At 73.6% G+C, this 25115-nt stretch carries 18 protein-coding genes and 1 riboswitch; of the genes, 12 read left to right on the top strand and 6 right to left on the bottom strand.

What is annotated here, in order from left to right; genetic code table 11:
• Window positions 1-7 precede the first annotated feature (7 nt).
• Window positions 8-760, bottom strand: a complete 753-nt coding sequence (locus tag NBZ85_RS01695) for a sulfite exporter TauE/SafE family protein (protein WP_261554264.1) — start codon at window positions 758-760, stop codon at window positions 8-10.
• Window positions 761-915: 155 nt separating this feature from the next.
• Between NBZ85_RS01695 and NBZ85_RS01690 the strand changes: the two genes are divergently transcribed.
• From NBZ85_RS01690 to NBZ85_RS01670, 5 genes are all read left to right on the top strand, one after another.
• Window positions 916-2463, top strand: coding sequence for a purple acid phosphatase family protein (locus tag NBZ85_RS01690; protein ID WP_264761096.1), 1548 nt, complete (start codon window positions 916-918; stop codon window positions 2461-2463).
• Window positions 2464-3128: 665 nt separating this feature from the next.
• Window positions 3129-3638, top strand: a complete 510-nt coding sequence (locus NBZ85_RS01685; protein ID WP_261554266.1) for a hypothetical protein — start codon at window positions 3129-3131, stop codon at window positions 3636-3638.
• Window positions 3635-7132 carry a hypothetical protein gene (locus tag NBZ85_RS01680; RefSeq protein WP_261561408.1) on the top strand — a complete coding sequence of 1166 codons (3498 nt, stop codon included), beginning with the start codon at window positions 3635-3637 and terminating at the stop codon, window positions 7130-7132. The genes NBZ85_RS01685 and NBZ85_RS01680 overlap by 4 nt, the downstream gene beginning before the upstream one ends.
• A 382-nt stretch (window positions 7133-7514) precedes the next feature.
• On the top strand, window positions 7515-8858 hold the full coding sequence (locus NBZ85_RS01675; RefSeq protein WP_261554268.1) for a PP2C family protein-serine/threonine phosphatase: 1344 nt from the start codon (window positions 7515-7517) through the stop codon (window positions 8856-8858).
• A gap of 81 nt (window positions 8859-8939) precedes the next feature.
• Entirely contained in the window at window positions 8940-10841 is a 1902-nt protein-coding gene (locus tag NBZ85_RS01670) for an NAD-binding protein (protein ID WP_261554269.1), read from the top strand.
• A 30-nt stretch (window positions 10842-10871) separates the two neighbouring features.
• Here the strand turns inward: NBZ85_RS01670 and NBZ85_RS01665 are convergent, their stop codons facing one another.
• The gene (locus NBZ85_RS01665) at window positions 10872-12557 is read right to left on the bottom strand and encodes a hypothetical protein (RefSeq protein ID WP_264761103.1); all 1686 of its coding nucleotides are present in this window, start codon (window positions 12555-12557) and stop codon (window positions 10872-10874) included.
• Between the two features lie 164 nt (window positions 12558-12721).
• Here NBZ85_RS01665 and mptB point away from each other — a divergent pair, with 164 nt between their 5' ends.
• Window positions 12722-14521: a polyprenol phosphomannose-dependent alpha 1,6 mannosyltransferase MptB gene (gene mptB / locus NBZ85_RS01660; RefSeq protein ID WP_261561407.1), complete on the top strand. Its 1800-nt coding sequence runs from the start codon at window positions 12722-12724 to the stop codon at window positions 14519-14521.
• Here the strand turns inward: mptB and NBZ85_RS01655 are convergent.
• Complete coding sequence (locus tag NBZ85_RS01655) at window positions 14430-15857, bottom strand: glycosyltransferase 87 family protein (protein ID WP_261561406.1); 1428 nt, start codon at window positions 15855-15857, stop codon at window positions 14430-14432. The genes mptB and NBZ85_RS01655 overlap by 92 nt on opposite strands.
• 196 nt (window positions 15858-16053) lie before the next feature.
• Here NBZ85_RS01655 and NBZ85_RS01650 point away from each other — a divergent pair, with 196 nt between their 5' ends.
• Complete coding sequence (locus tag NBZ85_RS01650; RefSeq protein WP_261554274.1) at window positions 16054-17310, top strand: Glu/Leu/Phe/Val family dehydrogenase; 1257 nt, start codon at window positions 16054-16056, stop codon at window positions 17308-17310.
• A 325-nt stretch (window positions 17311-17635) separates the two neighbouring features.
• On the opposite strand, the gene NBZ85_RS01645 is transcribed toward NBZ85_RS01650, so the two are convergent.
• The gene (locus NBZ85_RS01645; protein WP_261561405.1) at window positions 17636-18001 is read right to left on the bottom strand and encodes an RNHCP domain-containing protein; all 366 of its coding nucleotides are present in this window, start codon (window positions 17999-18001) and stop codon (window positions 17636-17638) included.
• A 202-nt stretch (window positions 18002-18203) separates the two neighbouring features.
• Between NBZ85_RS01645 and NBZ85_RS01640 the strand changes: the two genes are divergently transcribed.
• The 3 genes from NBZ85_RS01640 to otsB all read left to right on the top strand — a co-directional run bounded on the left by NBZ85_RS01640 (window position 18204) and on the right by otsB (window position 20103).
• A complete protein-coding gene (locus NBZ85_RS01640) occupies window positions 18204-18512 on the top strand; it encodes a DUF3263 domain-containing protein (RefSeq protein ID WP_261559527.1) in 309 nt (102 codons plus the stop codon).
• An 8-nt stretch (window positions 18513-18520) separates the two neighbouring features.
• Window positions 18521-19168, top strand: a complete 648-nt coding sequence (locus NBZ85_RS01635) for a LytR C-terminal domain-containing protein (protein ID WP_261559528.1) — start codon at window positions 18521-18523, stop codon at window positions 19166-19168.
• Between the two features lie 86 nt (window positions 19169-19254).
• Complete coding sequence (otsB, locus tag NBZ85_RS01630) at window positions 19255-20103, top strand: trehalose-phosphatase (protein ID WP_261561404.1); 849 nt, start codon at window positions 19255-19257, stop codon at window positions 20101-20103.
• On the opposite strand, the gene NBZ85_RS01625 is transcribed toward otsB, so the two are convergent.
• Together NBZ85_RS01625 and NBZ85_RS01620 are read right to left on the bottom strand one after the other, a co-directional pair.
• Window positions 20081-21637 (bottom strand): alpha,alpha-trehalose-phosphate synthase (UDP-forming), encoded by a 1557-nt coding sequence (locus NBZ85_RS01625; protein ID WP_261559529.1) that lies wholly within the window; start codon window positions 21635-21637, stop codon window positions 20081-20083. The genes otsB and NBZ85_RS01625 overlap by 23 nt on opposite strands.
• Before the next feature lie 201 nt (window positions 21638-21838).
• The gene (locus tag NBZ85_RS01620; RefSeq protein WP_261561403.1) at window positions 21839-22633 is read right to left on the bottom strand and encodes an HAD family hydrolase; all 795 of its coding nucleotides are present in this window, start codon (window positions 22631-22633) and stop codon (window positions 21839-21841) included.
• Window positions 22634-22862: 229 nt separating this feature from the next.
• Window positions 22863-22977, top strand: a riboswitch (SAM riboswitch).
• An 8-nt stretch (window positions 22978-22985) separates the two neighbouring features.
• Here NBZ85_RS01620 and thrC point away from each other — a divergent pair.
• Both thrC and NBZ85_RS01610 read left to right on the top strand, forming a co-directional pair.
• A complete protein-coding gene (gene thrC, locus NBZ85_RS01615) occupies window positions 22986-24263 on the top strand; it encodes a threonine synthase (RefSeq protein ID WP_261559531.1) in 1278 nt (425 codons plus the stop codon).
• A gap of 413 nt (window positions 24264-24676) precedes the next feature.
• Window positions 24677-25115, top strand: a 439-nt coding sequence (locus tag NBZ85_RS01610; protein WP_308205156.1) for a TCP-1/cpn60 chaperonin family protein, incomplete at its 3' end; no start/stop codon positions are given.

The raw sequence follows: 25115 nt of genomic DNA, 5'->3' as shown, positions 1-25115 counted from the left end.
GTCCGGATCAGGTGTAGGCATCCCAGGCGAGGCTCGCCGCGAGACCGAGCGCGGCCAGCCCGATGAGTACCCGTAGGGCGTCGCCCGGCAGCCGGCGCACGATCGGCGGCCCGGCCGCGCCGCCGATCAGCAGGCCGACGGCCAGCGGCGCCACCGCCGCCCAGTGCACCGGCCCGAAGACCGCGAACCCCGCCGCCGCGACCAGGTTCGCGAAGCCCGACGACACGTTTTTGATCGCGTTGACCCGAGCCAGCGGCTCGGGAATCGCCACCGCCAGCACGGCGAGCAGCGCCACGCCGCCACCAGCGCCGAAGTAGCCCAGGTAGATCCCGGTTCCGAAGACCGCGGCGAGCACCGCCGCGCCGCCCTCGGCCGGCGCTTCGGCCCGCCGGGCGAGGATCCGGGGTTGCGCCCACAGCAGCACGGCCGCCCCGGCGATCAGCACCGGCACCGCGCGTTCGAACGTTCGCTCCGGCAGCGTCAGAAGCAGGACGGCACCCACCGCTCCGCCGGCGAGGGTCATCACCGCGAACCGGGCGACCCGGTCGGCCTGGCCCGCGAGCTCGGGCCGCGACCCGGCGGCCGCGCCCACCGCCACGAACAGCAGCGCCGTCGTGTTGGTGACGTTCGCCGCCAGCGGCGGCAGCCCGGTGGCGAGCAGCGCCGGGTAGGAGACGAGCGACGCCAGCCCGGCAACGGTGCTGGTGATGCCGGCCAGTACGCCGGCGCCGAGCAGCAGGGCGGCGTCGGCGGCAGTCATGGTCGCTCCCCGGTCACCCGTCCCTGGGACGGCGGGCGGATGCGCCGTCCCAGGACAGTAAGGGTCCACGGGTCGGGCGCCGGCGGCGCCTGAACGTCGGCTAACCCACACCATGTTCGGTCGATGGGCGGCCGTGGCCCATGACACCATGCTTGATGCCTGGCAAGCAGGCCCACGGCAGCAGACATCAGGCGGGATCGGGTGGAGTGACTGGCGGTGCCAAGGAAGCCTACGGCGTCCATCTGGCCTTCGGTCCCGACCCGGCGACGGCCATGGTCGTCTCCTGGCTGACCCGCGGCCCCGTCACCCGGCCCGCGGTGCGCTGCCAGGCCGAGCCTGGCACGCCCGGCGAGGCGATCCCGGCGAACACCCGCTCCTATCGGGATGCCCACACCGGCGAGGCCGTCTTCGCCCATCACGCACCCCTGTCCGGGCTCGAGCCGGCCACGGAGTACACCTTCACGATCGAGCACGGCGGCCGCCCGCAGGCGGCGGACGGCTCGTTCCGCACGGCGCCGGGGTCGCGGGCCGCCTTCAGCTTCACCTTCTTCGGCGATCAGGGCACCGATCGGCCGTACGACCCGTTCGGCTCGCCCGCCTCCGGGTACGCCGTGGCCGGCGTCGAGCGGTGCGCGCCCCTGTTCGCGCTGGCAGGCGGGGATCTGTCCTACGCCAACCAGCGTGAGGACCCCGTGCGGACCTGGTCTGACTGGTTCACGATGATCAGCACGTCCGCGCGGCTACGGCCCTGGCTGCCGTGCGTCGGGAACCACGAGATCGAGCGGGGGAACGGGGCACTGGGGCTCGCGGCCTACCAGACCTACTTCGAGCTGCCACCGAACGGGGAAGAAAACCACCTTGAGGGCCTGTGGTACGCCTTCACCGTCGGCGCGGTCCGCTTCGTGCTGCTCAGCGCCGACGACGTCTGCTACCAGAACAGCGGCCCGATCTACCTGCGCGGGTTCAGCGCCGGCCGGCAGACCGCCTGGCTCGCACGGACGCTGAAGCAGGCCCGCGCCGACCCGGGCATCGACTGGATCGTGGTCGCCATGCACCATACGGCCCTGTCCACCTCGGCCGATCACAACGGCGCCGACCTGGGCATCCGGGAGGCCTGGCTGCCGCTGTTCGACCGTCACGGAGTGGACCTCGTGCTCTACGGGCACGAGCACCACTACGAACGCAGCCACCCGGTGCGGGGCACCGTCCCCGGCAGCAGGACCCTCGTTCCCCGGCCGGTTGCGGGGGCGGCCGGGTCGGGGGGTCCGGACGAGCCCGGCGGCGCCGCCGTCGTCGACACGTCAGCGGGAACGGTCCATCTGATGGTGGGCACCGGGGGCTCGTCGTCGCCGTCCGCGGACACGCTGCTGGATCCGCCCGCCGGACGGATCGTGGTCGGGGTCCGCGACCGCGAACCGGGTCGCCGGCACCGGCCCGCCGTGCGCGAGCTCGAGGACGCGTCCTGGTTGGCCTTCCGAGCACCCGATCACCCCTATGCGTTCGCCGGGTTCGAGGTGGATCCCGGCGGGCCGGGCGGGCTGACCAGCATCCGGGTGACCGCATACGACTCGAGTTCCCCCGACCCGGTGCCATTCGACCAGGTGACGCTGGTCCGGCCCAGAACCGCCGCGGCACCGACCGCCTTCCCTGGCGAAAAGCGCTCCGCCCGCGCCGCCGACCCGGATAAACGTCACGCCCGGTGAAGGAGGCTCCTCCACCCGGCGGCAGGCGCCCACCGAACCTCCCGTGGAACCTCCCGTGGAACACCGAGCTGACATCAGCTCTGCAACGCTCGTCCATCTTTGCCGGAAATCCCGGCACGGCGTTCGGCGCAGACGTATAACGGCGAGCTTCGGGCCTATCATCGGTGTCCACTCGACGGCACGCCGCGAAACCAGAACGGTCCGCCGCACATGCTGCTGCACGCCGCGTCGACGCATGCAGCCGGCGAAAAGCCGTCGCCGACGCCGGCGCTCCCGACTCCGGCGCCCGCACCGGGAGTTCGGATCACCCGGACCGGGATGATTTTTTGGTCTTCCGCTGGACTGACCGAGGTTCGAGGAATAACTTTTCGCCAGTAGGCAGTAATTGGCCGACTACACGATCATTGTCCGCTGGCGGCGAACCGGGGGGGACGTCCATTGTCAAGGAAGCAGAGGACGCCGGGTGGGGGCAGCCCATCCCGCCCATGCGCCAAAACCCGGGCATCCATTGCCCGGCAGCATTACCCGGCAGGAAAACAACGCCAGTCCCGCCCCCTCTCGGAGACCAATCACGCACCGGCAAACCGGGCGCGGAGGAATGAACATCGTCGGGCCCGGTGGAATGCTCGGGCGCGCCGTGGGACGACCGTCGCCCGGAGCCGTCGGTGAGTGCCGCGGCCGGTCTGGCCGCCACCCTGGACCTGCGCTTCTGTAGCCGGGAGTGCGTGCTGGGCCGCTTCACCCCCGGCACTGTGCCAACCCTGCTTCACCGGCACGTGAGGTTCGACGTGAGCGCTGGCGCCGCAGGCAAGTCCGCGGCAGCCGGACCCGAGTGGCTCGAGTGGCTCGAGGACGAACCCCGGGCCGTCGCCGACGATGCCGGCGATGACGGGCCGGCGCTGCGGGCCCTGCTCGACGCGTTGCGCAGCCCCGAGGTGTTCGATCAACTCACCCGCACGGTGCCGGCCATTCCTGGCGTAATCGGCTTCGCGCCTCGGGCGGCCCGACCGGACCCTGCGCCGTGGGAAACGAACCGAGCCGATCCCGCGGAGCCGGTCGAGTCCAGCATCGAGATCGTCTGGACCGCGGCGACGCGGGGCGCCGGCGTACTGCGGCTGGCCCCCGTCCGAGGCGCCGGGGTGCTGGAGGTCCAGTTCTCGGACCTGCGACCATGAATCGCGTGGGCCCCGCGGCCACGGACAGCGCCACCTCCGCGGTGACCCGCATCGACCAGATCGTCTATGCCTGGTCCAGGCGGACACGGGCCGACACCGAGGGTTACTTTCCCATCGCGAGTTCGCTGAGTTCCGCGATAACCCGCTCGTGGAACGGCCTGCTCGCCGCCCAGGTCAAGGCGGGCGACAGTCCCGCCGACCACCCGCCGACCGCCCTCGCCTACGTCGTCGGCACGCCCGATCGGCCCGTCCGGGACGACCAGTCCGACGTGCCGGACGCCGCGCTCGTCCACCGCGTCCAGGTCGCCGGCCGAAACAGCGCCGGCCGAAACAGCGCCGGCCGAAACGGCGCCGGCCGCGGTCGGCTGCGGGCGCACGTCCTGATCGGGCGGGCCGACTACCTGACCGAACGGGTCGCGCTGGCGTTGTACGCGGCCGGCGGGGCCACGGCCGGCGACGCCCGGACCACGCCGCGGCTGCCCCCCCTGCGCCTCGACGACCTCACCGCGCAGCGACGGACCGGCGAGCGGACCCTGCGCCAGGCCGCGCGGGTCCCCGCCCGGCGCAACCGGCTGACCGCCCTGGTCTCGACGGTGCTCACCTGGTCGTGGACGGAGCGACCGTTCATGGTGTCGCACACCGGCCCGGACGAGGCCGTCACGCTGATGTGGGCACTCGTCGAGATGCTCGAAGGGGTGCTCCCCTACCGGCTCACCTTCGCCATCCACGCCGCTTCGCCCGCCCCCGGTTCGGGCCCCTCCGCACCCCGGTTCCTGTTCGTCCCGGTGCCGCCCGAGCTCGTGGCCGGTGCCGACCCGGCGGCAATTCAGGTGGATCCACGTGTCGCGCCGCCGGTCCCCCCGGCCGTCTCCGAGGCGGCCCGCCTGCTCGTCGATGTCTACGGGCGTAGCGGGATCCGCGGCGTCAGCGGCCTGCTGGCCCTGGTCGGCGAGGAGGCGTTCCAGCCGCACGATCCCGGGCACTGGTGCCGCCGGCTGGTGGCGAGAAGCGCACGGGACACGGCAGTGGACCGACCAGGCGAGCAGCCCCCGAGCCCGGAGACCGCAGCGGGTCAACCGTCCCCCGCCCAGGCCATGGCCTTGCCGGCGGATGCGCGATCGTCCACCGCGGCGCCGCCGGCCGCCGGGCATGCGCGCGCGGTCGTCGAGCACCTGCACGACGCCTACGAGTTGCTGCTGGCGCCGGGACCCGCCGACGAGGACGGCACCGACCCGGCAGGTCGGCTGATCGCGATCCTGACCCGCCCGGTCGGTCTGCCCATCCACCTGCCGAGCGCCGAACGGCTGCGCGGGCAGTTGCGCCGCATCGCGGGCCAGCTGACGGGACCGCCTGCCGGCGCGTCCAACCGGCGGTTGAGATCGCCGGCGGAATGGGGGGAACGGACCGAGCCGACGTCGCGGGAGCAGGGCCGTGCCATGGTCGTGGCCGGCGTGCTCGACCGGCTGGGGGAGGTCGATCCGGCCGATCGTGCCCGGGTTGCCGCGGACGTCGAGGCCGCCGTCGTCGAGGAGCAACGGCAGGTCGAGGGGGCTCTGACTGCGCTGGCTGACGATCTCGCCGCGCTGCGCGGTCCGTCGCCCACCCGCGGGGCCGAGGAGCCGCTGCGCCAGGCGATCCCGCCCCTCGCCGCCGGCCTGGAATCGATCCTCTCGTCGTACCGGCTTCCGTCGGCCAGCGGCAGCGCGCTGCGGCTCGCCACCGAGACCCTCGACGCGCTGCGCACCGTCCGTCCGGGAAGACCCCCGTCCGCCACGGGCCAGCCCGGCACCACCGACCAGTTCCCCCCGGACGAACCGGAGACCGGCTTCGAGGTGACGGTGACAGCCGTCCTGCCAGCAGCGGCCTCTCCCGCGGCGGCCGCCACCACGGAGTGGCTTGAGCTGGAGCGGGCCGCTCAGGTCGCGGTCACCCGGCATGTGGCGGCGGCCTACCGGATGGAGTGGTCGTACTGGGACGGCCGACTGCACCCCGTCGACCGGCTGCTGGCCGCTTTCGGGGTGCCGCTGGGGGTCTCGCTGACGTACTCGGGGCACGATCCGTTGGCAGATCCGCTGGAATCGCCCACCGAGCTGCACGAGCTCGCCTCGCTGCGCGGCCTGTTCCGCCCGCCGGGCGCGCCGGGCGCCCGGTTCCGGCCGAAGCCTCACCGCCCACCGGGGCAGCGCGCCGACGTTCTGGCCCGCGCCGCCAGCGACGTCACCCAGGCAATCACCCGGCTGGCACCGGCCGGCGATCCGACCGAGTTCGACCGGGCGGCATACGTCACCGCGGTCCACACCGCCGTCATGACGATGCATCGGCAGATCGTGCAGCTACTGGCCGGGCTGGTCGCGGACCTCGGCGCGCTGGCGGTCGCACCCGCCGCCGACCCGGGCCGTCGGGACGACCGCCACCGGGCCGCACGCGTCCGGGACCTGCTCAGCCCGGCCCTGCGGACTGTGTTCGACCGGTTCGGGCTCACCGAGGGGTACATGTTCGCCGACGCTCTCGCCGACGAGCTGGCCTGGCTCGCCGCCGGCGCGGCGCTCCCCGCGACCGCACCGGCCGCGGGGGCACCCGCCGAGTCGCCGGCGGCGGCGGTCGTGCGGCTGCTGCGGGAGACCCGTTCCTGGGGAGCCGACGCCTTCCGGGTACTCGTCCTGTACGCCCCGGGCTGGTACGGAGCCGAGGACCTCCGGGACGCGATCGCCGCCGCGGCGGCTTTTGCTGTCCCGGCCGGCTCGGCGTCACCGCCCGGACGCGACGACGACGGACCTGAGCTCCTCGCCGCCGGCGCCCGGCCCTTCCTCGAGGCACTGGCTGCGGCCCGCCAGGGCGGAAGCCAGGTGGTCGACACCGTTGCTCGCGTGCTGGGCCTCTACGCCCGTGGCGTGGACGGCGATGATCAGACCGCCTGCGCGGCCGTCGGCCCGCGTCGCCCCGCGTCGTCCCCGGCGGAGCTGCATGACCTGGGCGCCGAGCTCACCGTGCGCATCCCGCCGAACTCGGCGGACGGGCGGAGTCCGGCGGTCGCGTTCCTCGACGCCTGCGGGCCGGGGCAGCTCGACCCGGCCCGGGTTTTCGGCCTGCTGGTCCGGCACGTGCCGAGCTGGGACGATGCCTGGGATCTGCACGAGGCGATCCGGAGCCGGGGCGCGCCCCAGCGGGCCGGCAAGGAGCCAACCTCGGAGCCAACCTCGGGGGCGACCTCGGGGGCGGGCTTGCAGGTGGCCGCGGAGGAGTACTTCCGTCGCGATGGCGGGCCGCATCCCGCCGACCTGGAACGCGTCGTGCGCCGGCTGGTCGCGCTCTACCTGCCGGACGACCCGCGCCTGCGGGCGGAGCACGAACTACCCGGCTTCGTCGAGTCCCGGGTCATCGCCGGGATCGCCGAACGCGGCGCGATCCGGCCCCGGCGGCGCTCCTTCGGGCTCCCCGTGTTCGCTTTCACCTTGGCCGCCGCCGTGCTCGCCCTGTTCGCGCTGGTCCGGTGACACCACCGTTCGTCGGGCCGGCGGGTGACGACCGCGAGCCCGCCCGGCGCGCTCCCACGGCACGTCGTGCCCGGCACGGGGTCCGGCGGGCAGCAGGCACCGGCAGGCACCCGCCCGGCGGCGGCACGTCGACGGCGGCCGGGCGGGCGGGTGCCTCCGGGGTGCCGCGGTCCCGCCGCCGCGCCCGACCGGTGAAACGACCACCGTGGCTGTCCCGTTCGCTCTACTCGGGGTCGTTGGAGTCTGGAACAATGACCAGCACCTGTGTCGGTGTCGCGACACACCAGGGGTTAGCGGTGCGCCGATGCCCTTGGGTAGGAGAAGGACGGCTGGCGACACGTCCGACAGCGTGATCATGAATGGTTCGGCGAGGACGGAGGCCATGGGTAGCTCGCTGGTGCCGATCATGCTCATCGTGGTGCTGCTGGTAGCCCTGGTGATCTTCTTCGCCCTGAACAACCGGCCGGTTCGGCAGGGAAGCCAGCGCCGCGGCCGCGGACTGGACCATCAGCGGCATCGCTCCGGTGCGGTGCCGCTGCGAGACAGCTCCGACGCCGCCGCGCCGGATGGGATCGTGCCGGGCTTCACCGAGCCGGCGCCGGTCCCCCCCGCCGCACAGGCGGCCGACGACGCAGGCGACGGCCCGGAAGCGGGCGAGTCGTGGGGAGGGGATGTGACCGCGCAGGTTCCAGTCGGTGAGGAGAACAGTCGCGATCCCGACGCGACCGGCTGGACTCCACCCCCCGCCGCTCCGCCGTATCAGCACCAGTCCTTCGAGGACGAGCGGGAGGACGCCACCCGCTACTACGACCCGCAGACCGGTGACCACCCGATCGCGCCGCCCACGACGACCTTCGTGGCGCAGTCGGCCGCGCCGGGCGCCGAGCCGCCGGGCAGGCGAGCGGCCGCGGGCGACCCACGGTGGGAGAGCACCTCGACGGCGACCACGTATCCCAACACCGCCGCCGCCTCACCGCGGGAGCAGTCGACCGATCTGATGGCCACCGAGCCCGAGCAGACCACGGCCGCCCCGCTGCGGCTGGCCGCCGCCGGCCGGACCCGCCGAGGCAAGCGCGGCGGTCCCAACGAGGACGCGTTCGTCGTCGTGGACGGCCTACTGGCGGTTTCGGACGGCGTCGGGGGCGAGGCCGCCGGCCAGATCGCCTCCACGCTGACCGTCACCACCGTGGCCGGCTTCCGTCCTCAGTACGCCGAGGATCCCCTGGAGGGTCTGCGCAAGGCGGTGGAGCGGGCGAATCGGGTGGTCCGTACCCGGGCCCGGGAGGAACCGACCTGGCTGGGCATGGCCTGCACGCTGGACGTCGTCATCCTCGGCCGGCAGCACAACACCGGCGAGTACCTCACCGTCGCCCATGTCGGCGACAGCTCGGTGTGGCTGCAGCCGAACCGGGGGCGCCCGCGGGCGCTGACCACCCCGCACGCGATTCGCAACGGCCCGCTGCTGAATGCCGTCGGTCTCGCCGACGAGATCGAGGCCGACATCTTCAGCGAGCCGGTCCGGGCTGGCGACCGGGTCGTCCTCGCCAGCGACGGCATCACAAAGGTGATGACACCCGAGCAGCTCGACGGCCTGCTCGGCGAGCTGGGCTCCGAGCCGCCCGAGCGGGCCGCGGATGCCCTCGTCGAAGCCGCCCTGCTCGCCGGAGCCCGCGATGACACCACCATCGTCGTCGCCGACCTGGTATCCGAGCCCTCCGCGCGGTGAGGCCGATCGGACGGCCGGCGCGGCGAACCCGGCGTCGGCGGTCTCGATCCCGCCCTCGGCAATCCCGCCGGGACGGCCACGGTGATCAGCCGCGGCGCACCCGGCGGCCGGGGCGGGCGCGGCGGCGTCGGGCATCGGCTCGAACGCTGGGTGGCCCGCCCGCAGCCTGTCGCCGGCCGGCTGGCCCGCTGGCTGCGCCGTCATCTGCTGGGGACGTTCGCCGTCCTCGGGGTGATCGCGTTCAGCCTCGGCCTGATCGGGATGTACCGGCAGTTCCGCAGTGAGCCGGCGATGTTCAACTGGCCCAACATCGTGTTCTTCACCGCGACTCTCTTCCTCGCCGACGGGACGGTCTTCCAGAACGGCGGGCGGTACCCGCTGGCGCTGGAGATAGCGCGGTTCCTCGCGCCGGTGGCGACGGCCGTCGGAGTCGCCGACGGCGTAAGCACGATCTTCGCCCAGCGCTTCGAACGCTTCCGGGCCCGCCACGCCCGCCATCACGTCATCGTGTGCGGTACCGGTCCCACGGCGTCCGCGCTCGTCGACAAGCTCTCCCGGTCCAAACGGGTGGTGCTGGTCGCCGAGGACGCGGAGCGGGAGTATCCGGACGCCGAACTCCCGCCCGGCCTGCTGCGGGTCGTCGGCGACCCGATGGAGCCGCTGGTGCTGGCGAAGGCCGGGGTCGCCCGCGCGGACGTGGTCTACGGCTGCCTGCCGGACACCTCGTCGAACCTGGCCATCGCCCTTGCCGCCCGGCGTCTGGCCGCCGACCGGGCGGAGCAGCCGCTGCGCTGCGTGGCCCAGGTAGGCGACCTCTCCCTGATCCCGCACCTGCGTGCCCGACGGATCGGGTTCAACGACGACAGCGGATTCCGGCTGGACTTCTTCGCCGTCGAGGTACTCGGCGCGCGCGCCCTGCTCAACCGCTACCCGCCGAGCTGGGCCGCCCCGGATCACGAGGAGGAACCGCCCGTCGTACCAGCGCCCCTGGCCGTCCTCGGGCTGTCAGGCCTCGGCCGCGCCCTGGTGATGGAGCTGGCCCGCCGCTGGGTGGCCCTGGTCGGGGCGGCCGGCCCGCTGCTGCCCATCGCCGTGGCCGATCCGGCGGCCGATGAGATACTCGCCGCGTTGCGCGTCCGAGAACCCGCGCTCACCCGGGTCGCGCTCACCGGTCACAACACCCCGAACAGCGAGCTGCCGCCGGCCGTCATGGAAGCGGATGGTCCCAACGGGCCCCCCGAGTTCGTCTACGTCTGTCAGAGCGACGAGGAACGGGCGCTGCTGTGCGGGCTGGACGCGGCGCAGGTGCTCAACGGCCGATTCGGGGTCGCGCGGACCACGGTCATCGTGTGCACCGGCCGGCAGCGCAGCCTGCAGGACGTCTTCGGCCGCCCGACGTTCCCCCGCCCATCGACCCCGCTGCCGGGGCCACTGCTGGAGGACCTCCTGGGCGGCGTGCGCTTCTTCGCCGTCAACGACGAGGCGCTCCCGCTCGACCTCGGCGACACCGACCTGATCGAACGCTTCGCCCGGGCGAGCCACGAGCGCTATCTGGCGGCGGAACGCCGCCGGGGCATCGCGATGGGGTCCAGGCCGGCGATGGTGGGGTGGGAGGAGCTCCCGGATGACCTGCGGGACTCCAACCGGGCGCAGGCCGCCCAGTTCGGGGAGATCCTGCAGGCGGCACAGACGCTGATGCTGATGCCGGCCGGGGAGGCCGACACCGACTTCGCGTTCGCCGCGGACGAGATCGACGAGCTCGCCCAGCAGGAACACCAGCGGTGGCGCCGGGAGCGGGAGGTCCACGGCTACGCCCTGGGCCCGACCCAGCAGAACGGTCCCGACCGCCGCCACCCCGCGATCGTCGACTGGTCGGCATTGCCCGAGACCGACCGGGAACGCGCCCGCGATGTCATCCGCAGCCTGCCGGCGATCCTCGCCCATGTGGGGCTGCGCATCGTCCGCCTCGACGACCCCGCCTGACTTCCCGGCTGGCCCCGAGCGGAGCCGCCGTCAGGAGATGCGCTGGTCCACCGGACAGTCCAGGGCGCTGGCCCGGGTCAGGCCGTCGACCGAGAGCCGGGCGGACAGGCGCACCGGCCCGGCCGCCTCGGTGAGGATGCCCGTCCAGCCGCCGGCGGCGCGGAACACGCACGCCCTGCCCTCCGACAGCCGCCAGTAGGGCGTGTAGTGGACGAGCACGGTGGCGACCCCCGGCGTGCGGAAGCGCACGGCCACCGAGCTCACCCCGAGCTCGGTGAGGCTCGCCGGCCCCTGCACCAGGCCGGGGGAATCGGTGACGAGCCAGACCTTCCAGTGCGGGTTCTGCCAGGCGAGCTCGAGGTAGGGCAGGCCCGCCCGCAGCAGTTTCGCCTCCGCGACGGCGGACGGGTCGAGCTCCACGTCGGGCAGGGCGACGTAGCGGATGCCCCGGGCGAGCAGCCACTCGTGGTAGGTCTCGGCGTTGAGGCTGCCGTCGTAGAACAGCGCGTTGTACTTGCTGTCGAGCTGGCGCAGCCAGCCCCGGGCCATCGGCACGCTCGGCGCCACGAAGCGCGCCTCCCAGTGGGCCCGGGTGAACGGAACCTCGACCCGGCCGGCCGGCACCGGAGCGCCGCGGTCGAGGTAGTCGAGCAGCTCGGTGTAGTACCCGGCGGACGAGGACCGATCGCCCTGGGTGAGCAGCGCGCCGTGGATCGGGCCGATCTGCCAGCCGATCAGCGGGATCGCCACGATCGCGAGCACCCGGCGACGGTCGGCGAGCAGCAGTGCCGCCGCGGGGCCGGCCAGCAGCGTCGCCGGCCGGGTGATGTTCCCCCCGACCTGGGAGGGGATGAAGAAGAACAGCGCCGCCGCAGCCGCCCACAACAGCAGGCCGTGCCGGATCGCCCGGGCGCCCTTCGGGACCACCAGCAGTCCCACCGCGATGAGCGCCAGCAACGACAGGAAGGTCAGCGCCGGGAACGGTTGGTAGCCGTCCTCGGGGAAGGCGAGCGCGACGACGATGCCGGCCCCGGCTCCGGCGAACGGCAGCACGCGCCGCCAGCCGATGGTCAGCAGCAGCGCGGCGCCGACGAGCAGCACGAAACCGGCGGCCAGGGGCGAGGCCAGCGATGACAGCATGGCGCCGGCCCAGGTCAGCTTCGCCCGGCGTTCACGGGCCCCGAGCAGCGCCAGCGCACCGAACGCCATGCCGAGGGCAAACGGCATCCGCCCGACGACGAGGTTCGACACCGTCGCCACGGCGAACCAGACGAGGACGAGGTCCTGCCCCGACCGCCGACCCGGCCCACGCAGCAGCCGGGTCACGATCACCGTGGAGGCGACGCAGGAGATCGCGCCCAGGAGCTGGACCCCCAACAGCGCACCGAGCGGCGGGAACAGCACGCTGTACCCGGGTATGGTGTGGCCGCCGTACCATTGATCGTCCCAGAGGACCGCCCCGCCGTGGCGGAACAGCCACACCCGGTACTCCTGGGCGGGGGTGTCGGGGCCGGTCACGCCGAGCCCGACGCACAGCAGGCACAGTGCCGCGGTCAGCGTCCAGGGCCACCGGCGCACGGCCGCGACGACAACGAGCAGGCCCCGCACAACCGGCCCGTGGTGCCGCGGCGGCTCGAGGGCGATGAAGGGGGTCTGAGGCAGTGGAGCCACGCGAGACTCGGTCTCGCCGGCCGGCAGCGCCACAAGCGATGCCATCGGCCGACTACCGGGCGTGGCGTCGACCGGGGAGCCGGGCGCCGCGAGCGCTGTCACCCGCGACCTCCCAAGGCGTCGACGACGGTCCGTCCGCCGCATCCCACCGATCATCTCCCGCCGGCCCACCGGCAGGCGACCGGCCGGCCGCGACCACCTCCTCTTCGGTGGCGCGCGGCGGCCGCGGACCGTCCGCCAACAGGGCCTCGACCAGCGCCATCTGGCTGATCATCGGCGGAACCGGCGCCGCGGTCGCGGCCATGCTGGCCGAGGGGCGGCTCGGCCCACGCGATCCGTACGTCACCGATCCCTCATCCTGGCTGGGAATTCTCCCATCGACCCCAACGACGGAGACGGCAAGGGGCGTTCTGGCCGGGATGTCCGCGCTCAGCGTCATCACGCTGTGTCTGTGCTGGGCTCTCCTGGTAGGCGCGATGGCCGCCGGGCGGGTGTCCACCCGCGCCGGGCTCGCAGCGGCCGTCGCATGGAGCCTGCCCTTCGCCGTCGGGCCGCCGCTGTTCAGCCGGGACGTATACGCCTACGCCGCCCAGGGCGAGCTGGCCCGGCTCGGCCTGGACCCGGCGACCCACGGCGTGGCCACCCTGCTGACGGCCGGGGCGCCGGACGGTTCGGGCCGGGCGTTCGTGCGGGCGGTCGACCCGCGCTGGTGGCACACCCACACCCCCTACGGCGGCGCCGCGGTCGCGGTCGAGAAGGCCGCGGCGGCGATCGGCGGCGGGCCCGCCGGCACCGTCGTGGTGCTCCGAGTGGTCGCCGTCCTCGCCACGATCGCCATGATCGGCCTGTCGCTGCGCCTCGCCGGGTCCGAGCCGACCCGGCGCCAAGCGGTTGCGGTCCTGGTCGCGGCGAACCCCGTGGTCGTCATCCACCTCGTCGGCAGCGCGCACCTCGACGCGATCGCCGCCATGCTCGTCGTCGCCGCCCTCGTAGTGGACCGCGCCACCCGCCGCGCGACGGGGCCGCACCCGCAGGCGGGGAACTCGCAGGCGGCGAACTCGCAGGCGGCGAACTCGGGGCGGGCCGAGGTGGGTGGGATCGTTGCGGGCGCGGCCGCGACTGGACTGGCGTGCCTCGCGGGCAACGTCAAGGCGACCGCCCTGCTCTGCGTCGGTTGGCTGGTGCTGGCCCACCTGCTGGCCGCGCGGCGGGCGCCCCGGCCGCTGCGGGCGGGCGCCGTGCGCCTCACCGCGGACGTCGTCGCCGTCGCCGTCGCCTCGGGCCTGAGCATCGCCGCCGCGGGTTTCGGCCCGACCTGGATCCGGGCGCTGTCGACATCGGGCGCCGTGACCACCGGAATCGCTCCCGCCTCGATCCTCGCCACGGCGGCCGACGGCGTGCTCGCGCTGGTCGGCGTACATCCCGCGGACGGCACGTCGCAGCGGGTGACCCGGGCGCTGTGCCTCGCGGCCGCGGCGGCCGTCGTCCTCGCGCTCGCCCTGCGCGCCTGGCGCCGGACACCACCCGCCGAGACACCACCCGTCGGAACGCCACCCGTCGGGGCATCTTCCGCCGAAACATCGTCCGCCGGGACGCCGCCGGCGGGCGGCGACCGGGCGTTTCGGGCCCTCGCCGACCATCGGCCCGACCTGGTCGTCGTCGGGTTCGGTGGTCTGGCAGTGGCGCTCGGCAATCCGGTGGTCTACCCCTGGTACCTCGCGCTGTGCCTGGCGCCGCTCGCCGTCCTCGCGGCACGCGGCGCCCCGGCCGGACGGCGAGGGGGGGCGCTGGCGGGCACGGCCGCGGGGCGCACCGCGGCCGTGCTGGTCCTGGCCTCCACCTTGTTGTGCGTCGCGACCCTCCCCCCGCTCGCGGCCACCTGGCGGCTGCTCGGCACCACCGGCGTGGCCGCCCTCGTCACCGTCGCCGCGCTGGCCCTCGCGGCCGGGGCCGCAACCGCACTGCTGGCGCCGCGGCGGCGGCCCGCACCGCCCACCAACACACCATGATCAGACCGAGGTTGCGCCCGACCAGCAGCAGGCTCAGGACGATCCGGCCCTGGATGACGTCGTTGTACCGCCACGGGTAGATGAGCTGGGTCAGCGCGACGCAGGCCAGCAGCGCCACCGGCAACCGCCCCCGCGGCCCCCGCGGCCGGCCGCCGGTACCGGTGCCGTCGGTGCCGCTCGTGGCCGCCGGGTCCACTGCGAGCCCCACGGCCACCAGCGCGAGGATCCACACGAGGTACTGCGGGCTGAGCACCCGGGCGGTGACGACGACCACGACGACGAGCGCGAGGGCTCGCCCGGCGAGCGTCCCGGCCACCGCCCGGGCTGCCCCGTCACCCGCCGGCAGCCGGCCCCGCGTCCACCACCACACCGCCGCGACGACGATGGCGACGACCTCGAGCAGACTGCACGCCGTGGCGACGGCGCGCGCCACCGAGCCACCGAACTGCAGGGAACCGTAGGAGTAGTCCGGCGCCGGCCCGCCGAGCATGTGGGCGACGACGAACGGCGTCGCGGCCACCGCCTCGACCTGCAGCCCGCGGGCCTGCTGCGCGCCGAGGAAGCCGAGGGCGTCGCGCCACCATCCGGTCAGCGCTCCGACGGCGGCGAGCAGCACCACGGCGCCCAGCAACCCGCCGACCAGGCGGGCCGCCCCCGCTCGCAGCCAGGCCGGCCACCGTGCCGGCGAGCCCGCCGGGACCGGCACCGCGACCAGCAGCAACAACGGCCACACTTTGAGCAGCGCCCCGACGCCGAGGTGGAATCCGGCGCGGCCGAACCGGGCGCGCGACACGGCGAGCACCGTGGCGACCGCCGCCGCCGCCGGTAGCAGGTCGAACCGGGCCAGTGCCACCGGACCCAGCGCGGTGATCCCGACCACCCAGAACAGCGCCGCGCCTCGGTCGCGCCGCGCCAGCGCGGCGGTCACCGCGAGGTCGGCGAGAAGGGTCAGCACGAGGAACGCCACTCGATAGGGCACCGCCGAAAGGGTGTGAGCCAGCTCCGGTAGCACGAGCGCGACCGCCGCTGCAGGCGGGTACTGCCAGCGATCATCACCGACGGGCAGGCCGCCGCCGTGGCCGAGATCGTGCGCCCAGCCGGCGTAGATTCGAAGATCGCCCAGGACACTCTGCTGAGCACCGAACGTCTGGCCGGCCAGGACCCCGACGACGAGCAGCGCCCGGCTGAGCAGCCAGGCACCCCACAACCGACCGGCGGTCAGACGGGGGGCACCCGGACCGGTCCGGGATGTGGCCACCGGGCCGCCGACGGCGGCCGGCTCCGGGGCCGGCGGGCGGGGCGGCCCGGCGGACGGGGCCGACTGATCCGCGCGCACGACCGCGACCGTACCCGCCCGTTCGGGCAGCCCGAGGCGCGCCCTCGACGCGCCGGGCAGAGGGCCTCTGCCGTCACCTATTGTTTGCGCCATATCGAGTCACTGCCACGGCACGCAACGGAGCGCGCCGTGGCCGACGAACCCGGCGGCGCGTTCGGCGGCGGAGGGTGACTCGAAATGCGCCGCGGAGGTGCCTGTGATCCTCGGATCCGGCTCAGCATGGGACACGGCCTGCGTTCAACTGGCGAACGCGGCCCGTCATCTGGGCCTCGACGATGGACTGCACGACCTGCTCCGCATGCCCCGCCGGGCGATCACCGTCAGCGTGCCACTGCTGCGTGACGACGGTTCGCTGATGGTGCTGACCGGCTACCGCGTCCAGCACAACCTCGCCCGCGGCCCCGGCAAGGGCGGCATCCGCTACCACCCCGACACCGACCTCGACGAGGTCAAGGCGCTGGCGATGTGGATGACCTGGAAGTGCGCGCTGATGGGGATCCCCTACGGCGGGGCGAAGGGCGGCATCGCTGTGGAGCCGGCGCTGCTGTCCCGCCAGGAACGCGAGCGCATGACCCGGCGCTACGCCGCCGAGCTTGTTCCCCTGATCGGGCCGGAGAAGGACATCCCGGCCCCCGACGTGGGCACCGACGAGCAGACCATGGCCTGGATCATGGACACCTACTCCGCCCACACCGGCCACATCGCCACCGGCGTCGTGACCGGCAAGCCGCTGTCGATCGGCGGCTCCGCCGGGCGAGCCGGGGCGACCAGCCGCGGCGTGCAGCTCGCGCTGTTCGCCGCGCTGCGCCAGACCGGGCGGGACCCGTACGACACCACCGTCGCCATTCAGGGCTTCGGCAAGGTCGGGGCGCTCGCCGCCCAGTACCTGCACGACGCCGGCTGCAAGGTCGTTGCGGTCTCGGACGTCAAGGGCGGCATCTACAACCCGCAGGGCCTCAACCCGGCGGCTCTGATCCGCCACCTCGCCGAGGGGGCGGAGACCGTCGTCGGATTCCCCGGCACGGACACGCTCACCAACGACGACCTGCTCGAGCTCGATGTGGACGTCCTGCTCCCCGCGGCCCTCGAAGGCGTGATCACCGTCGAGAACGCCGACCGGGTCAAGGCCCGGATCATCGTCGAGGGGGCCAACGGCCCGGTGACAGCCGAGGCCGACCGGATCCTGGAGGACCGGGGCGTGATGGTCGTGCCGGACATCCTCGCCAACGGCGGCGGCGTCGCGGTCTCGTACTTCGAGTGGGTGCAGGACATGCAGGCCTACTTCTGGTCCGAGGACGAGGTCAACGACCGGCTGCGGACCCTGATGGAGCGGGCCTACGGCGAGGTGGCGATGCTCGCCACCACGCAGGGCGTCAGCATGCGCGCCGCGGCGCACATCATCGGGGTGAGCCGGGTCGCCGAGGCCCACCAGACGCGCGGCCTGTATCCCTGAGGGCCCGCCTGCCGCTCCACAGTTCAGCCTGAACCAGGCGTCCCTTCCCCCACGGGTCGCCACCCCGACCGACGGGGTACTCGCCGGCGCGAGGTGACCCGCGCCGGCCCCGAACGGGCCGCGCCGGGCGGCATCCCGGGCCCTCGGGCCCAGGGCTGCCACCGGACGGTGCCGGTCGCCGAGTTGCCGAGGGTGACCACGGTCAAGGCCACCGATCGTGCGAGCTCTCGGCAACTCGTGCGGCTGCCCAACCAGGCACACCCGACCTGGCACACCCGACCGGGACGCACCCGACCGGGACGCACCCGACCGGGACGCGGGCCGCTCAGCGGCCGCGGCCAGTGCGGGCGCGGGCGGTGCGGCGCCGTGGCCGGGCGCCGGCGGAGTCCGGCCCCAGCAGAGATCCCATCGCGGGGAACGCCACTTCGGTGGTGGAGAACACCGCCGCCTGTGCCGCTGCGGCGGCGACGGCGAGCAGGGCGTCACGGTCGTCGGCCGGCGCGGTGCGGTTTCGCCGGCGGTGGCCGCAGCGCTCGCAGGCATGAGTGAGGATCACGTCGTGCGTCCGGGTCTCGACGGCCACCGGACGCATCACCCCACCGCAGCCGGCCGTGCGGTCGCCGGGATGGACGTCGACGTGGCGCGAGCACAGGCATGATGGGCAGTGGTTGGTGTACCCGTCGCCGCGCACGGCGGTCCCGCACCACGGAGGACTTCGTCTGCCTCGTCTGCGGGACCGCCGGTGCGATGGCCGCCCGGAATGTGTGTTCCCGGAGACGACCGGGGATGTCGGACCCTCGGGGTGAAATAGTGGGCGGCGAACCATACCGGGCGTGGCGTGGCTGCGTCCGACCGTGCTCATCGTCCCGGCCGCGTCCCGAGGAGGTCCCGCTGTGCAGGCAGCTCAACCCCTGCCGCCCGAGGAACCCGGGCGGACGAGCACACCGGCCGCGGAGCTGTCCGACCGCGACCGGCGCGTCCTTCGCTTCGAGCAGGGCTGGTGGCGCCATCCGGGGGCGAAGGAGGAGGCGATCCGCGCCGAGTTCGGTCTGTCCTCGACGCGCTACTACCAGATCCTCAACCGGCTGATCGACTCGGACGCGGCGCTGATCACGGATCCGATGCTCGTCCGGCGGCTGCGCCGACTGCGCGAGCAGCGCCGGGCCGCCAGGTCCGGCCGCCGGGACCGGGGCGAGGAGTAAAGCAACCTATGACGCATGGCACGAGCGCGCCGCCGCAGCGCCGACCTCCGGGCCGGCCCGCGGACCGGCTGCACGCCGTGGTGGCGGGAGCCATCGCCGTCATCGCCGTGCTCGTCGGCATCCTGTTGGTCAACCTCCTCAACGGCAAGTCCGGCCCCGAGCCGCCGAACCCGGTCGCGGCGCCCTCCCGCACTCCGGACGGCGGCAGCCCAAGCCCGTCGCCCTCCGTGCATCGCACGACGCCCGCGGCCTCGCCGACCCATCGCCCGAGCCCGGCCACGACGACGCCACCCGCCGAACGGCCGGCATCGGCGACACCGGTGCCGCCACCGGCGCAGCCGGGCCGGCGGCCCCCCGTGACAGCGCCGGTGGTCGTGCTGAACAACTCCCGGATCTCCGGACTGGCCGAGAAGGCAGCCGGGCAGGTCGAGGCCGCCGGGTTCCCCGTCGAGCGGACCGGGAACTTCCAGTCGATCTACGACGTGCCGGTCTCGACGGTGTTTTACGACGACTCCGACGCCGCGGCCGCCCAGGCGCTCAAGGACGCCATTCCGGGCATCGAAAAGATCGTCCCCCGTGCCCAGACGAGGATCGTCTCCACCGGCGCCCTGATCCTCGTCATCACTCGCGACTTTCCCGCCGACCCGGAAAAATAATCAGGGATCGTTCCGCCTGAGACATTCCCCGGTGGGCATGTCCGCCGGCCCTCGACCATAGACGACAGCGACCCCGGGAAGGCTCCGTGAGCGATTCCGCCCAGCACAGCCCGCCCGCGCCCCGCACCCCCGCCGGCGGGGCCGGGCTCGCCGCCCTGCTCACCGCGCCCGACCGCGCCCTGATCGCCCTCGACTACGACGGCACCCTCGCTCCGATCGTCGCCCGCCCGGCCGACGCCGTTCCCGCCGCCGGGGCGCTCGAGGCGCTGCGCCGGATCTCCCACGCGGTGGGCACGTTGGCGATCATCACCGGGCGGCCGGTCGACGCGCTGCTGGAGCTGACCGGGGTGGCGAAGCTCCCCGGCCTCGGCGAGTTGGTCATCCTCGGTCAGTACGGACTGCAGCGATGGGACTCGCAGTCGCGCACGATCACCAGCCCCGAGCCGCTGGCGGGCGTCGCCGCCGTCCGCGGAGCACTGCCCGAGCTGCTGCGCGACGCCCCCGCCGGCACGGTCGTCGAGGACAAGCACCAGGCGCTCGTCGTGCACGTGCGCCGCACCGCCGACCCGGACGCGGCGCTGGCCGCGCTCGCCCCGGCCCTGACGACCCTCGCCGAGGAGCACGGGCTGGAGGCCGCCCCGGGCAAGAAGGTGCTGGAACTGCGCCCGCCCGGGCACGACAAGGGGGGCGCGCTGCGCGAGCTCGTCGCCGCCCGTGGGGCACGCTCGGTGCTCGTCGCCGGGGACGACTACGGCGACCTGCCCGCCTTCTCCGCCGTCGACGAGATGCGGGCAGGCGGGCTGCCCGGCATCACCGTGTGCAGCGACAGTCCCGAGGTCCCCGCCGTGTTGCGGGAACGCGCCGACCTGGTCGTCGGCGGCCCCGCCGGCATGGTCGCGCTGCTGGAGGTGCTCATCGAGCGCCTCGGTGGCTGACTGGCGTGTCGGCGCGATCCGCGGCGAGGGCGGCGAGCTGGTCGGTGAACCAGACCCGCGGCGGCAGCCGGCCGGCCACGGCGGCGAGTTCGCCGGCGCGGCGCCGGCGGTCGGCCGCGGGCATCGTCAGTGCCGTGTGTAGGGCCTGCGCGGTCGCCTGGATGTCGAAGGGATTGATCACCAGCGCCGCCCGGCCCATCTCCGCGCAGGCCCCCGCCTCCCGGGACAGCACCAGCACAGCGTCGTGCCGCGACAGGACCGGCCCCTCCTTCGCGACGAGGTTCATCCCGTCCCGGATCGGATTGACGACGAGCACCTCGGCGAGCGTGAGCGCGGCGATCGACCGCGGATAGTCGTCGGTGATCTCCAGCCGCAGCGGCAGCCAGGTGTCCGTGGCGAACTCGTCCTCGATCTCCGCGGCGAGCCGCTGCACCGCCGCCGTGTACTCGCGGTACTCCGGCAGATCGTGTCGCGACGGGTAGGCGCAGACCAGGTGCATCACCTTGCCGCGCCATTCCGGGTGGGTCCGCAGCAGCTCGCGGTAGGCGGCGAGGCCACGCACGATGTTCTTGGACAGCTCGGTGCGGTCCACCCGGACGATCAGGCGCCTGCCCTCGGCCAGCTCGACGAGTTCCGCCGCCCGGGCGGCGACGTCGGACGCGTCGGCCCGGCCGCGCAGCTCGTCGGCGTCGACGCCGAGCGGGTGCACCCCGATCCGCACCGTGCGGCCAGCCCCCACCGCCCCGGCGGGCGGTGCCACCGTGATCGCGCGCCGCTCGACCCGCACGCCGGCCAGACCGCGGGCGCACTCGGTGAAGGCGTCGGCCCAGGCGTCGGTGAGGAACCCCAGCCGGTCAGCGCCGAGCATGCCGCGCAGGATCTGTTCGCCGACATCGTCGGGCAGCATCCGGAAGTACTCCGGCGGCGCCCACGGAGTGTGGCTGAAGTGGGCGATGCGCAGGTCCGGGCGCAGTCGGCGGAGCTGCCCGGCGACGAGGGTCAGGTGGTAGTCCTGGACGAGCACCGAGGCGCCCGGGGCGGCCTCGTGCGCCAACGCCTCGGCGAACATCGCGTTGTACGCCTCGTAGGCCGCCCAGTCGCGGCGAAACGACGGGTCGAACACGGGCTGCGAGGCCGGGGCGTAGAGCAGGTGCTGGACGAACCACAGAATGCGGTTCGCGACCGCGTTGTAGGCCCGGTCGAACACGACCCGGTCGACGTCGAGCATCCGCACGGCCGTGCCGCCGGTGTCGTGGCCGGCAAGGTCGAGCCGGCCGGCCGGTGCGGCGCGAACCGCGCGCCGGTCGGCGTCACCGAGCGCGGCGCACACCCAGACCATCGGCAGGGCGTCGGGCGGGGCATCGGCAGCAGCCTGGCTCAGGCCGCTGACCAGGCCGCCGGCCCCCCGCCGCAGCACCAGCTCACCGTCGTCACCGGTGACGAACGCCACCGGGCCCCGGTTGGAGGCAACCAGCACCCGCGCTGTCCCCCGCGCCAGAGGACTCGCCGACGTGCCCTGCTCGGCTTCCCGCATCCGCTGCACACTGCGGAGGGTAGGCCATCCGGACGGCCGCGCAGGCCGGACCGCCGGCCACACCACGGCCATCCGGCGCAGGTTCCGTCGGAAACGACCGGCTATCGTCCGTCCGGTGTCCGGCCGCCGTCCGGTTCGCCAACAGCGGGGAAACCGCCAGCGAACCGCCAGTGAACCGCCAGTGAACCGAGCCCCAGCGGATCAGACGGTGGCTGACCGCACCGCGCTCGCCCAGCCGGCGCCGACCGTGCCCGCCTCGACCGTCACGTTGTCGTAACGGGCGAGCAGGGCGGTGATGTCGGGATGGCGCATCGCGTTCGCGACCAGGTGCATCCGGCCGACGTGCGGGGCCATCGCCAGGTCGCTGGCGGAGTCGCCGATCGCGATCGCCTCGGCCGGGTACACGCCGCGGCGCTTGAGGTCGTAGGCCACCGCGTCGCCCTTGCCCACCCCACCGGGAACGAGGTGGTACACGTGCGGCGCCACCCCCAGCTCGGGCATGTGGGCCGGCGAGATCAGGCCGTTGTCACGCATGCTCAGCCAGGCGAAGCCGGTCTCGGCGAGCCAGCCGTCGACCTCGCCGACGTCGATGCGGCCGCGGAGCATGACGTCGACCTCGCGGCCGGTGTGCCACGGGGTGTGCAGCTCCAGGCGGCCGGGATAGCGCTCGATCAACTGGTCGAGCAGCGACTCGGGGACCTGGTCGAAATCGGGTGGCATGGCGCCGCGCAGGATCTCGCTGTCTCGCCCGTCGTTCCAGCCGACGATCGCCCCGAGCTCCCCGATGAAGCCGTCCGCGCCGAAGATCTGCGCCGCCTCGAGCAGCTGCGGCCGGGTGCGACCGCTGACCAGCACCAGCGCGATGCCGGCCGCGTGCAGCTCGGTGAGCGCCTGCGCCGGGTCCAGGGTGATCGCCCCACCCTCGGCGCGGAAGAAGCAGCCCTTCGGGCCGACCATCGTGCCGTCGAGATCGGTGTAGACGACGCGAATACTCACTGTCACGGACTCCCTGATCTGCGAGGTGGGTCGGCCCGCCGCCGCTGCCCGGGCACCGGGCGGGGACGGCGGTCGCCCGGCGCGGGCCCGGCCTGCCCCGCGCCGGTGAACATTGTGGGGGCCAGGACGGACCGCACCCGGCGAAACACGATCTCATGACCGTGAACCACGAAACACCGGTGCACGATCTCCGGCCCACGGTCTACAGTACGGACAGACAACTTCATCTGGCTCATCCAGAGGGGCAGAGGGAACGGCCCTGTGAAGCCCCGGCAACCTCCCGCATCCGATGCGCGGCAGGTGCTAATTCCGACCCGTGGCAGGTTGCCCGGGAAAGATGAGGAGCTTCTTCATGACTCTCGCGCCCGAGCGTGCCGACACTCCCACCCTCGACGTCGCGAACCCCGCAGTCGGGCTATCTTGTCGCCACTGCGGCGCCACCTACCCGCTCTCCCCGGCCCACGTCTGCGTGGAGTGCTTCGCCCCGCTGGAGATCTCCTACGACCCCGACCTGCTGGGTCGGGTCACCCGGGAATCCATCGAACGCGGGCCGGCCAACCTGTGGCGTTATGTGGGCCTGCTGCCCGCGGGGCACGACCCGGCGCGCCGGGTGTCCCTCGGCGCCGGCTGGACGCCGCTGCGCCCGGCCCCGCGCCTGGCCGCCGAGCTGGGGATGAAGACGCTCTACGTCAAGGACGACAGCGCCAACCCGACGCATTCGTTCAAGGACCGCGTCGTCTCGGTGGCCCTCAGTGCCGCCCGCGAGCTCGGGTTCACCACGGTGGCCTGCGCCTCGACCGGCAATCTCGCCCAGTCCGTGGCCGCGCACGCCGCCGGGGCCGGCCTGCGCTCGGTGGTGCTGGTGCCGCATGATTTGGAGGCCGGCAAGACCGTCTCCACCGGCGTGTACGGCGGGACCCTCGTCGCGATCCAGGGCAACTACGACGACGTCAACCGGCTGTGTAGCGAGCTGGCCGGCGAGTACGAGTGGGCGTTCGTCAACGTCAACGTCCGGCCGTTCTACGCCGAGGGCTCCAAGACGCTGGGCTACGAGGTCGCCGAGCAGCTCGGCTGGCGGCTGCCCGAGCAGGTCGTCGTGCCGATCGCGTCCGGCTCGCTACTCACCAAGGTCGACAAGGCGTTCGGCGAGCTCGGCAAGCTGGGCCTGGTGGAGCCGACGCCCTACCGGGTCTTCGGCGCGCAGGCAGCCGGTTGCAATCCGGTGGCCGCGGCGTTCGCCCGCGGGGTCGACACCGTCGCCCCGGTGCGGCCGTCGACGATCGCGAAGTCGCTGTCCATCGGTAACCCGGCCGACGGACCGTACGCCCTCGACGTCGCCCGCCGCACCGGAGGCGCGATCACGGACGTCAGCGACGACGAGATCCTCGAGGGCATGCGGCTGCTCGCCCGCACCGAGGGCATCTTCGGCGAGACCGCCGGCGGCGTCACGGTCGCGAACCTGCGCCGCCTGCTGCGCGAGGGCCTGCTCGACCCGGCCGCCGAGACCGTCATCTACAACACCGGCGATGGGCTGAAGACCCTCGACCCGCTGGTCGAGACCGGCGGGCCGACGGCCACCATCAAGCCGTCGCTGCGCGCCTTCGAGGCCGCCGGCCTCGGCGACGACTGACCGACCAGCGGTCGTCCCTCGGTCCCTGGGACCCGCAGCACCGCCCCGCGCTTCGGAGGGGGGACCCCGGACGGCCCCGTGCGCCCGGCGGCGCGAGGTGGCGCCTACGAGGCAGGCCAGGGCAGGCCGATACCGGACGGCGGCCTGTGTCACCTACCCGGCAACGGGCCGGGGAGGCGGCGGTGCGCGACGCGGAGAAGCGGCGGCGAGCTTGCACTCACCCATGCCGAGTGCTAAACAAGACTTAGCACTCTCGCCTAGGGAGTGCCAAAGGCTGAAACGGCGAGGCTGCCCGATCCGCCCGGCATCCACGGTGGTTGCACCGGGGCCGGAGCCGGCGGGAGCCGTCCGTCGCGGGCGTCGTTGTGGCCAGGCCATCGAACCTGCCATCCCACTGGGAGGACCCAGAAACCATGCCGAAGATCATTGCCTTCGACGAGGAGGCACGGCGCGGCCTGGAGCGCGGCATGAACCAGCTGGCCGATGCGGTCAAGGTCACGCTCGGCCCGAAGGGTCGCAACGTCGTTCTGGAGAAGAAGTGGGGCGTTCCCACGATCACCAACGACGGTGTGAGCATCGCGAAGGAGATCGAGCTCGAGGACCCGTTCGAGAAGATCGGTGCGGAGCTCGTCAAGGAAGTCGCGAAGAAGACCAACGACGTCGCGGGTGACGGCACCACGACCGCGACGATCCTGGCTCAGGCCCTGGTGCGGGAGGGCCTGCGGAACGTGGCCGCCGGCGCGAACCCGCTGGGCCTGAAGAAGGGCATCGAGGTCGCGGTCGAACGCGTCTCCGAGGAGCTCTCCAAGCAGGCCAAGGAAGTCGAGACCAAGGAGCAGATCGCCTCCACCG

Source organism: Frankia tisae (genome assembly GCF_025403405.1).
GTDB classification, from domain to species: domain Bacteria; phylum Actinomycetota; class Actinomycetes; order Frankiales; family Frankiaceae; genus Frankia; species Frankia tisai.
This window is presented reverse-complemented; position numbering and strand designations above follow the sequence as displayed.